Genomic DNA, 13,544 nt, shown 5'->3' with positions numbered 1-13,544 from the left:
GATGGATACAGGCATATCTGCTGAAACTTGACAGGAATCCTGCACAATTTCAAACGGCTGCCCTCCCCTCCAGGTTTTCACGCCGGGAGGGTTAGACCAGTATCGGGAAACCATATCGGCACATAAAGGCCGTCTGAATTTCAAAAAGATGGAAAGCCCCTGCCCGGTTCAATACGTTTCCACTCCGGCCGGTTTTGCTGTATTGATGATGCCTGATGCCCTTTTCTAGCCGCCGAACCATACTCAAATCAGAAATTGAGCGGATCAGGCAGGTCTCTGAAATGGAAATACGTTGATGAGAAAAGAAAACCGGCCGTAACGGCCGGTTTGTATCGGGTTGGTGCTGATTGCTCAGTCGGCAAACGGATGCTGCACCAAAATGGTTTCATCGCGTTCCGGGCCGGTTGAGATAATGGCAATCGGTGCGCCGCAGACTTCTTCAATACGTTTGAGATAGTTTTTCGCATTTTGCGGCAATTGTCCGTAAGTTTTGATGCCGAACGTAGATTCTTTCCAACCCGGCATGGTTTCGTAAACGGGAACGCATTTTGCAACCGCATCGGCACCGAACGGCAGAATATCGACTTGCTTGCCGTCAAATTCATAACCTGTACAGATTTTGATTTCTTCGATACCGTCCATGACATCGAGTTTGGTAATGCACATGCCGCTGATGCCGTTTACCTGAATCGAACGCTTCAAGGCGGCGGCATCAAACCAGCCGCAGCGGCGCGCACGGCCGGTTACCGAGCCGAACTCATTGCCGCGCTCAGCCAAACCCGCGCCGATTTCGTCAAACAGTTCGGTCGGGAAAGGACCGGAACCGACACGGGTGGTATAAGCCTTAACAATGCCCAAAACATAATGGAGCATATGCGGCGGCACACCCGCGCCCGGCGCGGCAGCACCGGCCGAACAGTTGGAAGACGTTACATAGGGGTAAGTGCCGTAGTCGATATCGAGCAGCGTTCCCTGCGCACCTTCAAACAGCAGGCGTTCGCCCTTTTGCCCTTTTTCGTACAATGTGCGCGAAACATCATGAATCATCGGCAAAATGCGGTCTTTAAAGCCGTTGATTGTTTCCATGATGTCTTCGTAACGGATCGGCTCGGCACCGTGCAGATGTTCGAGCTGGACATTGTAAAGCGCGACATTGGTTTTGATTTTCTCGGCGATTTTCTCGGTATCGAACAAATCGACCGCGCGAATGGCGCGACGGGCCACTTTGTCTTCATAAGCGGGGCCGATACCGCGGCCGGTGGTGCCGATTTTTTTGTCGCCTTTGCTCGCTTCGCGCGCTTTATCCAATGCAATGTGGTACGGCAGAATCAGCGGACAGGTCGGCGCGATTTTCAGACGGCCTTCGACATTTTTCACGCCGGCGGCATTTAATTCGTCAATCTCGGCCAACAAAGCTTCGGGCGAAACCACCACGCCCGAGCCGATAAAACAGTCGAGATTTTCATGCAGGATACCGCTGGGAATCAGGCGCAGAATAGTTTTCTTGCCGCCGACAACCAAGGTATGTCCCGCGTTGTGGCCGCCTTGGAAACGTACCACGCCGCTGCACTCTTCCGCCAGCCAATCGACGATTTTACCTTTGCCCTCATCGCCCCACTGCGAGCCGATGACCACTACGTTTTTAGCCATGTGTATTTACCTAATGCTGATGTTGAAAAGGTTCGGCATTCCGGGAGGCCGTCTGAAATACCGCCGGTTTGCCGGAGAAATTATTCGCAGACCAACCACTGTCCGTCTTGCTCGATCAGCCGCCGGCTGCTGTTTTGCGTCTGATTGCACGGCAAACCGTAGTCGATAACGACGGTTTCCCCCTGGGCACGCAGCCGTTCGATTTCTGCGGCTGCCCGCCGGACATCGCGCTGTGCCACAGCAATGGCCTGCCCGCGTTCGGCTTTGGGCAGCTTGCCCAGAAATTTGCGCAAATCGAAGCTGAATCCGGTGGCGGGGCGTGCTGTGCCGAAGTATTTGCCCAAGCCGTCGTAACGGCCGCCGCGCGCCAGCGCGTCATGTGCATGACTGCCGTAAGCGGCGTACAGCAGGCCGGTATGGTAGCTGTCGGCGCGCAACTCGGACAAGTCGATGTGTACCGGCTGTTGCGGGAAGGCAGTGCAGACGGCCTCCAAAGCGTCCAGTGCATGGGCGACGGCAGGCAGATCGGGCAGCTGCGTCCGCGCCCGGGACAATATTTCGCGCCCGCCGTACAGTTTGGGCAGTAATGCAAATGCTTTCTGCCATACACTGCCTACCGGCCACTGTGCCGTAAGTGCGGCAACGGCTTCGGTGTCCTTATCCTGCATAAGCGGTAAAAGTGCGGCGGACTGTTCCGAATCCAAACCGGCGGCGGCGGCCAGCGCACGGAAGATGCCCAAATGCCCCAAAGATAACAGCAAATCGTCCGGGCTGCCGATTTTCAGGCTGTCCAGCATCAGGCCGATTAATTCGATGTCGGCCGCAATGCCTTCATAGCCGTACAGTTCTGCCCCCACCTGCAACGGCTCGCGCGTATTCAAAAAACCTTCCGGCCGCGCGTGCAGCACGGAACCGGCATAACACAAACGGTTGATGCCACGGTTGGCCGACAGCAGATGGGCATCGATACGCGCCACCTGCGGCGTTATATCGGCACGGATACCGAGCTGGCGGCCGCTGATTTGATCGACAATCCGAATGGTTTTGAGCGACAGACCCGCATCAATATGGGTCAGCAGCGATGCGCTGTACTCCATCAGCGGCGGATGTACGAGTTCGAAGCCGTGCGAGCGGAAAAGTGCCAGCAACTGCTCTTTCGCGCTTTCCAAATGGCGTGCGCTGTTGGGCAGGATGTCGGCGATGTATTCTGGGAGCTGCCAAGACTGCATGGGCGGATTTGGCGAATGTATCAAGGCAGTCAGGCTGCGCTTAAACATTCTGTTGAGTTTTTAAAGCCAGACTTTAACATAAAATCACGTTAAAGGTAACATAGAAACTGCGTTCAGCCATGAGATTTCAATCGATGGTTGAAATCGTGAAAAAAGGCCGTCTGAAAACCGTTAGGAACGGTGTTTTCAGACGGCCTGATGAATGGCGGGAGCCGCTTAGCCGTGCAGCGCGCGCTTATCGGCAGCCAGCGCGGCTTCGTGTACCACTTCGGCCAGAGTCGGATGGGCATGGATAATGCGGGCGATGTCTTCGCTGCTGGCAGAAAATTCCAAGCTCATCACGCCTTCGGAAATCAGTTCGCTGACGACGGGACCGATCATGTGCACGCCTAAGATACGGTCGGTTTTGGCATCGGCCAGAACTTTAACCGTGCCTTTGGCTTTGCCCAAAGCCAGCGCGCGGCCGTTGGCACCGAAACCCGATGTGCCTTTTTTGTACTCGACACCTTCGGCTTTCAACTGTTCTTCGGTTTTGCCCACCCATGCGATTTCGGGGTCGGTATAAATCACAAACGGCACATTGTTGAAGTCGATATGCGGCTTCTGACCGGCAATGCGTTCGGCTACGGCCACGCCCTCATCGCTCGCTTTGTGCGCCAGCATCGGGCCGCGTACCACGTCGCCGACTGCCCACACATTGGGCAGGTTGGTTTTGCAGTCGCCGTCTACTTTGATAAAGCCGCGTTCGTCTTTTTCCAGGCCTACTGCTTCGGCATTCAGGCCTTGAGTGTTCGGAATACGGCCGATGGCGACAATCAGTTTGTCGAATACTTCGGTTTTGGCTTCGCCTGTGGCTGTTTCAAAAGCCACGCTCACGCCGTTGCCTTCATTTTTGATGTCGCCGATTTTCACGCCCAGCTCAATAGCCAGCCCCTGCTCTTTTGTGAAATATTTCAAGGCCTCTTTGGCGATCTGCTGGTCGGCCGCAGCCAAAAATGCCGGAGCGGCTTCCAGAATGGTAACGTCCGAACCGACGCGCTTCCATACCGAACCCATTTCCAAACCGATAACGCCCGCGCCGATGATGCCGAGTTTTTTCGGTACGGCAGTCAGATTCAGCGCACCTTCGTTATCCAGAACATTTTGATTGTCGATGGCAATCTGCGGCAGAGGACGCGGTACGGAGCCGGTGGCCACAATCACGTGCTTGGCTTCCACCACGTTTTTTTGGCCTTGGTTGTCGATTTCGATTTGATAGAAATCGCCGTTTTTACCGGCAAACGAACCTCTGCCGTGCAGGCTTTCCACTTTGTTTTTCTTGAACAGAAAGCCGATACCGCCGGTGAGTTTGGTAACGATTTCGTCTTTGCGCACAATCATTTTGGCCGCGTCGAACGACAACCCGCCCAAGTTGATGCCGTGTTCGGCAAAATCATGCTGTGCGGCATGGAAGTGTTCGCTTGATTGCAGCAAGGCTTTGGACGGGATACAGCCGACATTCAGGCAGGTACCGCCGAGTGCGGGCGCATCGCCCGCTTTATTGACACCTGCATCGATACAGGCGGTTTTGAAACCCAGTTGTGCGGCACGAATGGCGGCAACATAGCCGCCGGGGCCGGCACCGATGACAACAACATCAAATTGAGACATAGTTTTTCCTTAAAACGATGAAATCCCAAGCCTGAGCACGCAGGAAAGCGAGACAGGCCGTCTGAAAAGGGTGCGCCTATTTTACGGCTTCGGCCGATTGGGCAGGAACGGTAAAGACCTTGTCCAAATCGTCCGTATAGAGCGACAACAGGCGTGTGGCAATCTGCATCCGCATGAGGATTTTGGTATATTCGTATGGGTGGCTGGCCTCACTGATCGGTTCGCCGTTTTCGTCCCATACCCGGGCTTCGCCACCGTTTTTCTGCTCTAAGGCCAAACGGCCGTTATCGTGGTAAAAACGGGTATGCTGTCCGCTGCCTTTCAAGTCGCTGATTTCCAACTCTTTGCCGCCTTCTGTGTTGTACAGCAGCACATAACCGTTCCTGCGGCCTGCGGTATGCAGATAAAGCCGCTTTTTGCGGTAATAGTTGCTGCTGATTTCTTCGCCCTGTTTGAAGCGTGCATGACGGACCAAAGTGCCGTCCGGCAGATAGAAATTGACCGAACCTTCGGCACGGGTATCGACAAAATTATCAGCCGATTCTCCTTCGGCCAAGATAAAAGGCGAAGTTTGAGCCTGACCCGATGCGTAAAAATCCTGTACCGCCAGGCGGCCGGTAATGGTTCTGCCTTTTACCAAACGGTAAAAGCCGTCTGAAACCGGACGGTCGCTGCGGCGGCTGGCGGCATCGTAATCATAACGCTGCGTTTTCGTACGGGCGATTGGAGCGGAAGCAGCCTGTACGGCAGCTTCATAGCTGACCGGCTGCTGCGGTGCGGCGCAGCCGGATAACGCCAGCAAAACAGCCGCTGCCGTCCATAATTTTTTCATCTGCCCTCCTGAGGCGGCTTGCCAGATAAAGGCCGGACGGTGTTTGAGTTACACCGTCCGCAGGGTTTTACAGATCCAGCAGCAAACGGGCCGGATCTTCCAGCAGGTCTTTGATGGTAACCAGTGTCAATACGGCTTCGCGGCCGTCGATGATGCGGTGGTCGTATGACAGAGCCAGATACATCATCGGACGGACAACCACTTGGCCGTTTTCGACTACGGCGCGCTCTTTGGTGGCGTGCATACCCAGAATGGCCGATTGCGGCGGGTTGATGATGGGCGTGGACATCATGGAGCCGAATGTACCGCCGTTGGTAATGGAGAATGTGCCGCCGGTGAGATCGTCCAAGGAGATTTTACCGTCTTTGGCTTTGACAGCGTAATCCACGATGGCTTTTTCAATGTCGGCAATACTCATTTGATCGGCATCGCGCAGAATCGGTACGACCAGGCCGCGCGGGCTGCCGATGGCGATACCGATGTCGAAATAGCCGTGGTAAACGATGTCTTTTCCGTCTACGGACGCATTGACAACCGGGAATTTTTTCAATGCAGCTACGGCGGCTTTGACGAAGAAGGACATAAAGCCCAATTTGACGCCATGCTCTTTTTCGAATTTTTCTTTGTATTTGTTGCGCAGATCCATCACCGGCTTCATATTGACTTCATTGAATGTGGTGAGAATGGCGTTTTCCTGCTGGGAAGCCAGCAGGCGCTCGGCAACACGGGCACGCAGGCGGCTCATCGGTACGCGTTCTTCGGGGCGTGCACCTTGCGCAACTGCCGCAGCCGGTGCGGCGGCTTTGGGGGCAGCTTGTGCGTTGGCAACGTCTTCTTTCAGCACACGGCCGTCGCGGCCGGAACCCTGAACGCTGTTGATGTCCACGCCTTTTTCGGCGGCCAGTTTGGCAGCCGCAGGCATGGCGACACCGGCTTGGCTGTTGTTGCCGGCGGGTTTGTTTTCTTCCTGCTGCGGCGCGGCAGAGGCCGTTTTTTCTTCTGAGGTACCGGCTGAGGCGGCCGCTTCGGTATCGATTTTGGCAATCACTTGCTGCGACTCAACCGTTTCACCGTTCTGTACAATAATTTCGACCAAAACACCGGCTTGCGGGGCGGGTACTTCCAATACTACTTTGTCGGTTTCGATATCGACCAATACTTCGTCGCGGGCAACGGCTTCGCCGGTTTTTTTATGCCATTCGACCAGCGTGCCTTCGGTAACGCTTTCTGCGAATACGGGAACATTTACTTCAATAATCATCTTGCAGTCTCCAAGTGGGAAAGTGTCAGGCCGTCTGAAAAAGCGTGTTCGGCCTTAGTGTTTTCAGACGGCATATCTCAGTTGTTTCAATTTAAATCCAAAGCATCGTCAATCAGCTGTTTCAGTTGGGCAACATGTTTGCTCAGGTAGCCCACTGCCGGTGATGCGCTGGCCGGCCGGCCGGCGTACCGTACTTTCTGCCCGTTTTTCGCCAGACGTTCCAAGCGGTGACGGGTTTGATACCATGCTCCCTGGTTTTTCGGTTCTTCCTGTACCCACATGATTTCTGCGGCATTCGGAAACTCGGCCAAGGCGGCTTCGGCTTCGGTGTAGGGGAACGGGTAGAGTTGTTCCACGCGGACGATGGCGATGTCCGAGGTCAAACCGCGCTCTTCGCAGGCTTTGGCCAGATCGTAATACACTTGGCCTGCACACATAATGACACGTTTTACGCTGCCTTTATCGTCGCGCGCCAATTGGTCGCCGATGACCGGACGGAAAGTCTGGCCTTCCAGGAAATTGGCCAGCGGACTCATGGAGTCTTTGAAGCGCAGCAGGCGTTTGCTCATGAAAACAACCAGCGGTTTGCGGTAGGAGCGTAAGGCCTGACGGCGCAGGATATGGAACATTTGCGAGGCTTCAGACGGCATGACAATCTGCATATTGTGTTCGGCACACAGTTGCAGCCAACGCTCCAAGCGGGCGGAAGAGTGTTCCGGCCCCTGACCGTCGTAACCGTGCGGCAGAATGGTGGTCAGGCCGCACAGGCGTCCCCATTTGGTCTCGCCCGATGAGAGGAACTGGTCAATCGCTACTTGCGCACCGTTGGCAAAGTCGCCGAACTGGGCTTCCCAGATGGTCAGCTTGTCGGGTGCCGAGCAGGCAAAGCCGTATTCGTAAGCCATAACGGCTTCTTCATTCAGAATCGAATCGATGACGACAAACGGGGCCTGGCCTTCGCTGATGTGCTCCAGCGGAATATAGGCGCCGTCGTCCCATTTTTCGCGTTTTTGGTCGTGCAAAACGGCGTGGCGGTGGGAGAATGTGCCGCGTCCGGAATCTTCGCCGGAAATGCGTACACCGACTCCGTTGCTGACCAGGCTCGCATAAGCCAGCGTCTCGGCCATACCCCAGTCCATATCTTGTTCGCCTGCCGCCATGGCTTTGCGGCCTTCCAAAACACGCTTGGCAGTATTGTGCAGGGCGAAACCTTCCGGTACGGCGGTAAATTTATCGGCCAAGCGCGCAATATCCTGCGCGGGCAGGCCGCTTTCCACTTTTTCGCGCCAGTCTTGGCCTTGGTACAGGCTCCAATTGATGCGGTGCTTGCTTTCGTAATCGGTCAGGCGGGTTTGCTCGACATGCTCGCCCTTATCCAGTGCCGCACGGTAGTCGGCAATGAATTTTTCGGCTTCTTCTGCGCTGATTACGCCTTCTTTTGCCAGTTTTTCGGCGTAGATGGCGCGTGCCCCCGGGTGCTTGGCAACGGCTTTGTACATCATCGGTTGGGTCAGCGTGGGATCGTCGCCCTCGTTATGGCCGAGTTTGCGGTAGCAGACGACATCAATCACGACATCTTTTTTAAATTCTTTGCGGTAAGCCAGTGCGGCATCGACAGCAAAACATACCGCTTCGGGATCGTCGCCGTTGATGTGGAATACCGGCGCATCAACCATTTTGGCAATGTCTGTGCTGTGTTGGGTGGAACGCATATCGCGCACGTCGGAGGTAGTAAAACCGATTTGGTTGTTGATGACGATGTGGATGGTGCCGCCCACGCCGTAACCGCGGGTTTGCGACATATTGAAGACGGCCTGATTGACACCCAAGCCGATTAATGCCGAGTCGCCGTGAATCAGTACCGGCAGTACTTCGTTGGTGGCGTTGGCTCCCCGGCGGCGCTGCTTGGCACGGGTGGAACCTTCGACCACGGCATTGACGATTTCCAGATGCGAGGGGTTGAATGCCAGCGTAACGTGCATCGGGCCGTTGGGTGTGGCAATGTCGGAGGAGAAGCCGTTGTGGTATTTGACATCGCCGCTGGGCAGGGTAATTTCGGCCTTGCCTTCAAATTCGGCAAACAGATCGCGCGGCAGTTTGCCCAGCGTATTGACCAGCACATTCAGACGGCCTCGGTGCGCCATGCCGATAATGACTTCTTCCACGCCGTCTTTGCCGGCATTTTGAATCAGATGGTTCAGGCCGACAATTGCGCTTTCGCCGCCTTCCACACCGAAGCGTTTCTGGCCGACGTATTTTGTATGCAGATAGCGTTCCAGTGTTTCGGTGGCCGTCATCTGTTTGAGGATATAGCGTTTCTGATCGGCGCTGTAAGACGGAGTGGACAGGGATTTTTCAAAATAATCGCGGATCCAGCGGCGTTCGGCACGGTCGGGAATATACATATATTCGACACCGATATGGCCGCAGTAAGTCTGTTTCAGACGGCCTACAATGTCGGCCAGCGTCAGTTTTTCGCTGCTGCCGAAGTCGCCCTCGCCCACATTGAATTTTACCGCCATATCGGCATCGGACAGGCCGTGATGGCGGGGATCCAGGCCTTCGATGTGGACGGGCGGTTTGCGTTTGAGCGGGTCGAGATCGGCGGCGGTCGAACCTTGGATGCGGTAGGCGGAAATCAGGCGCAGGACGGCCACTTGTTTTTTGAGCAGGTTTTCATCTACCGCACCGGCCGGTGCAGGACGGGATTTGGCCAGATTGGCAAACGATTCCTGAATCGGCCGGTGTGCGACATCGCGCGGGGCGGCACCGGGCTGGGCGGCCAAGTCGGTAAAATATGCACGCCAGTAATCGTCTACCGAATAGGGATCGTTGAGAAACTCCTCATAAAGCTCCTCGATATAGGGAGCGTTGGAGCCAAACAGATAAGAAAAGCTTTGTTGTTCGTCCATCATGGCACGGCCTCGGTTGATGTTGGGTGGATTGCTCGCTACGGTTTGCGCTGCGTTTTCAGCTTTTCCCGGAAAGCGGTTTGTGGATTTACTCTATTCTACCTGCTCTTTTGCAGCCTGACTACTGATGCCTACACCCGGTTTGGGGAAGGTGTGCAGAATGGCCGTCCGAATGCGGTTGAGGCCGTCTGAAAACAAGGTGACGCGGTTTTCAGACGGCCTGACAGCCGAGGCACAGGGCTGCGGTTATTTTTTCTTGGCGTATTTCAGTGAGTCGATGGCTACGGCCAGCACGATGATGCTGCCCTTGATGATGTATTGCCAGTAAGGGTTGACGCCGATATAGCTCAGGCCGTAGTTAATCAGGGTGAAAATAATCACGCCGATGACCACGCCGATAACGGTACCCACGCCGCCGCTGAACGACACGCCGCCGATGACGCAGGCCGCAATGGCGTCCAACTCGTACATAAAGCCCAAGTTGTTGGTGGCCGAACCGATGCGCCCTGCTTCGAGAAAGCCGCCGAAAGCATAGAAAATACCCGACAAAGTATAAATACCCAACAGGTTGAGCGTAACGTTCACACCCGATACTTTGGCCGCTTCGGGGTTGCCGCCGATGGCAAACAGGTTTTTGCCGAAACGGGTTTTATTCCAAATTACCCAGACCAGTGCCACGGCGATGGCGGCATAAATGGTAATGTAGGACAGACGGAAGCCGCCGAGATCGATAAAGCCTTGGGTGAATGCCGAATAGCCGGCATCGAAGCCCGCAATCGGTGCGGAACCGACCGAGTCGTAATACAGCGAATTGACACCGTAAATGACCAGCATGGTACCCAGTGTGGCGATAAACGGCGTAACGTTCAGTACGGTAACAATCACGCCGTTAATCAGTCCCAAAACGGCGCCGATGGCACACACGAGCAGAATCACAAACGGAATCGGCACGACATCCAGCGCGGGAAAGACTTTATTTACATTGCCCATCGATTGCAGCAGGGTGGCGGAGATGACCGCCGCCAAGCCGACCTGACGGCCGACCGATAAATCGGTGCCTTGTGTCACAATCAGGCCGGCCACGCCGAGCGCGATGATGATGCGTACGGAAGACTGAGTCAGGATATTACTGAAATTGGTCAGGCTCAAAAAGCTGGTATCGCGCGAAATAATGACTATCAGCAACAGCAGCAGCACAAAATACAGTGCATAGTCTTTCATGAAATTCAGCGTTTTTTGGGAAGAGGCAGAACGCATATTTTGTCCTTCGTTTATAAATATTTTGCAGACAGTTGCAGGATTTCTTCCTGACTGGTCTGCGCGGTTTCAACGATACCGGCCACTTTGCCGGCACTCATTACCAGAATGCGGTCGGTAACGCCCAGCAGCTCGGGCATTTCCGACGAGATCATGATGACGGCTTTGTCGCGGTTGGCCAAATCGGCAATCAGTTGGTAAATCTCAAATTTGGCACCCACATCGATGCCGCGCGTCGGTTCGTCCAGCATGAGGATTTCCGGGCCGGTCAGAAGCCAGCGGCCGAGAATCACTTTTTGCTGGTTGCCGCCGGAAAGTGTACCGATGCGGGTTTTCTGGCCGGGCGTTTTCACGCGCATGGAGTCGATGACCCACTGCGTATCTTCGCGCATACTTTTGGTATTGAGCCAGCCTGCGGTTTCGTACTGGCGCATATTGGAAATCAGCGAGTTGAAACTGATGTCCAGACCGCCGAAAATCCCCGTGCTGCGCCGCTCTTCCGTCACCAGTGCAAAGCCGTTTTTAATGGCCTCTACCGGTGTTTTGTTTTGAACGGCTTTGCCGTGGACGAGAATTTCGCCGCCGCTGCGTTCGCGGATGCCGAACAGGGTTTCCACGATGTCGGTGCGCTTGGCACCGACTAAACCGCCGATACCCAAGACTTCGCCCTTGCGCAGCTCGAAGCCGACATCCTGAATGGAGGGTTGGTTCTTGGCCGTCAGGTGGCGGACCTGCAACACCACTTCTCCCGGCTTATTGTTCTTTTCGGGGAAACGCTGTGTCAGGCTGCGGCCGACCATTTTTGCCACCAGTTCGTCCATATTGGTGTCTTTGGCGGCCACCGTGTCAATCCATTTTCCGTCGCGCAAAATGGTAATTTCATCACAAATTTTGAAAATTTCTTCCATTTTGTGCGAAATATAGATGATGCCGCAGCCGCGCGCTTTCAGCTTGGCAATGATATTGAACAGATGATTGACTTCTTTTTCCGATAAAGACGAAGTCGGCTCGTCCATAATCACGATTTTGGCATCGTATGAAAATGCTTTCGCGATTTCGATCATCTGCATTTCCGATACCGTCAGCTTGGCGACTTTTTCTTTAGGGTCGATGTCGATGCCCAATTCGTCGAAAATGGCTTTGGTGTCGCTGTACATTTTCTTTTGATCGACAAACAGGCCTTTGGTCGGATAGCGGCCCAGCCACAGATTGTCCATCACGGTGCGCTGTTTCACCAGATTGAGTTCCTGATGAACCATGGAAATCCCGTTTTCCAATGCTTCTTTGGCATTGCTGAAATTGACTTCCTTGCCCAGAAAGGTAATGCTGCCCGAATCTTTGGCATAAATGCCGAACAGACATTTGAGCAGAGTAGATTTGCCCGCGCCGTTTTCCCCCATCAGTGCATGGACGGAATGTGCTTTTACCTGCAGATTGACACCGTCCAAGGCTTTCACGCCGGGAAAGGCTTTGTGGACATCGGTCATAGTCAGCAGAATGTTGCCGTCGGTTGAAGACCCAGCTGTCATCACTCGTTTCCTTGAATGTTACCGCCCGCCGCAAGGCCGTCTGAAAACAGGTTGCCGGAGCATGGTGCCGCGGACGGCCGTTGGCGGGCGGATATTTCATATAGCGAAAACCGACCGGCCGCAAACCGGCCAATCGGTTTCCAAAATCGGCATGGATTATTTCAGGAATTGATCCAGATTGCCTTTTTCCACGCCCACATACGGAATGCGTATATTGTTGCCGTCCAGCGTGATGGCGGTGTTGGCTTTCGGGTCTTTGCCGTTGGCCAAGTCCACTGCCAGTGCATAAACCGCTTTGGCCTGTCCCTCACCGTCGTTCAGCACGGTGCCTTTGAGCGTATCGGCTTTAATCATTTGCAGCGCTTCGGGCAAAGCGTCCACACCGAAAGTCGGCAGTACCGCACCCTGCGCTTTCATGGCCTCAACCGCACCCATCGCCATCGCATCGTTATTGGTAATCACCACTTCGATTTGTTTGCCGGTCGGGCCGGACAGCCATGCCTGCATCACGTCTTTGGCTTTGGCTGCGTCCCACATGCCGGTATCCAGTTGCAGCTGCTTGGTCTGCACACCGTCGGCATTCAGTTTTTCAATCACGTATTTGGTACGCGCTTCGGCATCGGCATGGCCGGGTTCGCCTTTGAGCAAAACAAAATCCAGTACGCCGTCTTTATTCAAATCCCATTCCGGATTTTCTTTCCACATTTTGGCAATCAGCTCGCCCTGAATTTCGCCGGACTGCTTGGGATCCGCACCGACATAGTAGGCTTTGTCGTAAGAAGCCAGCGCGGCTTCGCCGGGGTCTTTATTGAAGAACACCACCGGAATACCTGCGGCTTTGGCTTTGTCGATGACCGTACCGGCCGCAGCGGGATCCACCAGATTGATGGCCAGTGCTTTCACACCCTTGGCAATCAGTACGTCAACTTGGTCGTTTTGCGTCGATTGGTTGTTTTGCGAATCGTTCAGCAACAATTGCGCGTCGTTTTTCGCTGCCGATTCCGCTTCCAGTGCTTTGCGCATCAACGACATAAAGTTGTCGTCGTATTTATAAATGGTTACACCGACGGCCGGCACACCTTCCGCAGCCGGAGCCGCAGCTTTGTCCGAACCGCCGCAGGCCGACAGACCCAATGCAGCCGCCAATGCGGCAGCTGTCAGCGTTTTCTTGAACTTCATATTCATCTCCTGAGTTTTATTTTGGGTTTCATTCCACCTGAATAA

Annotated in this window: 9 protein-coding genes; all 9 read right to left on the bottom strand. The window is 54.5% G+C overall.

The genetic code is table 11. The features are described from left to right. Positions 1–351: 351 nt before the first annotated feature. The 9 genes from ORY85_RS02910 to mglB all read right to left on the bottom strand — a co-directional run bounded on the left by ORY85_RS02910 (position 352) and on the right by mglB (position 13,499). Positions 352–1,650 (bottom strand): adenylosuccinate synthase, encoded by a 1,299-nt coding sequence (locus ORY85_RS02910; protein ID WP_274571473.1) that lies wholly within the window; start codon positions 1,648–1,650, stop codon positions 352–354. 80 nt (positions 1,651–1,730) lie between these two features. Continuing rightward, a complete protein-coding gene (locus tag ORY85_RS02905; protein WP_274571622.1) occupies positions 1,731–2,879 on the bottom strand; it encodes an ATP phosphoribosyltransferase regulatory subunit in 1,149 nt (382 codons plus the stop codon). Positions 2,880–3,095: 216 nt separating this feature from the next. Beyond that, complete coding sequence (gene lpdA, locus ORY85_RS02900; protein ID WP_274571472.1) at positions 3,096–4,529, bottom strand: dihydrolipoyl dehydrogenase; 1,434 nt, start codon at positions 4,527–4,529, stop codon at positions 3,096–3,098. Between the two features lie 76 nt (positions 4,530–4,605). Beyond that, positions 4,606–5,361: a hypothetical protein gene (locus ORY85_RS02895; protein ID WP_274571471.1), complete on the bottom strand. Its 756-nt coding sequence runs from the start codon at positions 5,359–5,361 to the stop codon at positions 4,606–4,608. A 67-nt stretch (positions 5,362–5,428) separates the two neighbouring features. Continuing rightward, the gene (gene odhB, locus ORY85_RS02890) at positions 5,429–6,622 is read right to left on the bottom strand and encodes a 2-oxoglutarate dehydrogenase complex dihydrolipoyllysine-residue succinyltransferase (protein ID WP_274571470.1); all 1,194 of its coding nucleotides are present in this window, start codon (positions 6,620–6,622) and stop codon (positions 5,429–5,431) included. Positions 6,623–6,708: 86 nt separating this feature from the next. Then, a complete protein-coding gene (locus tag ORY85_RS02885; RefSeq protein ID WP_274571469.1) occupies positions 6,709–9,537 on the bottom strand; it encodes a 2-oxoglutarate dehydrogenase E1 component in 2,829 nt (942 codons plus the stop codon). A 243-nt stretch (positions 9,538–9,780) separates the two neighbouring features. Next, entirely contained in the window at positions 9,781–10,791 is a 1,011-nt protein-coding gene (gene mglC, locus ORY85_RS02880) for a galactose/methyl galactoside ABC transporter permease MglC (protein ID WP_274571468.1), read from the bottom strand. Positions 10,792–10,805: 14 nt separating this feature from the next. Beyond that, on the bottom strand, positions 10,806–12,320 hold the full coding sequence (mglA, locus tag ORY85_RS02875) for a galactose/methyl galactoside ABC transporter ATP-binding protein MglA (protein WP_274571467.1): 1,515 nt from the start codon (positions 12,318–12,320) through the stop codon (positions 10,806–10,808). Positions 12,321–12,476: 156 nt separating this feature from the next. After that, a complete protein-coding gene (gene mglB, locus ORY85_RS02870; RefSeq protein WP_274571466.1) occupies positions 12,477–13,499 on the bottom strand; it encodes a galactose/glucose ABC transporter substrate-binding protein MglB in 1,023 nt (340 codons plus the stop codon). Positions 13,500–13,544 lie beyond the last annotated feature (45 nt).

It is taken from the genome of Neisseria leonii (genome assembly GCF_028776105.2).
Taxonomy (GTDB): Bacteria; Pseudomonadota; Gammaproteobacteria; order Burkholderiales; family Neisseriaceae; genus Neisseria; species Neisseria leonii.
The sequence above is the reverse complement of the archived record's forward strand: the minus strand, read 5'-3'. Positions and strand labels throughout refer to the sequence as shown.

Coding starts and splice junctions, on each gene's coding strand:
- ORY85_RS02910 (WP_274571473.1), bottom strand. CDS start 1,650: ATGGCTAAAAACGTAGTGGTCATCGGCTCGCAGTGGGGCGATGAGGGC.
- ORY85_RS02905 (WP_274571622.1), bottom strand. CDS start 2,879: ATGCAGTCTTGGCAGCTCCCAGAATACATCGCCGACATCCTGCCCAAC.
- lpdA (WP_274571472.1), bottom strand. CDS start 4,529: ATGTCTCAATTTGATGTTGTTGTCATCGGTGCCGGCCCCGGCGGCTAT.
- ORY85_RS02895 (WP_274571471.1), bottom strand. CDS start 5,361: ATGAAAAAATTATGGACGGCAGCGGCTGTTTTGCTGGCGTTATCCGGC.
- odhB (WP_274571470.1), bottom strand. CDS start 6,622: ATGATTATTGAAGTAAATGTTCCCGTATTCGCAGAAAGCGTTACCGAA.
- ORY85_RS02885 (WP_274571469.1), bottom strand. CDS start 9,537: ATGATGGACGAACAACAAAGCTTTTCTTATCTGTTTGGCTCCAACGCT.
- mglC (WP_274571468.1), bottom strand. CDS start 10,791: ATGCGTTCTGCCTCTTCCCAAAAAACGCTGAATTTCATGAAAGACTAT.
- mglA (WP_274571467.1), bottom strand. CDS start 12,320: ATGACAGCTGGGTCTTCAACCGACGGCAACATTCTGCTGACTATGACC.
- mglB (WP_274571466.1), bottom strand. CDS start 13,499: ATGAAGTTCAAGAAAACGCTGACAGCTGCCGCATTGGCGGCTGCATTG.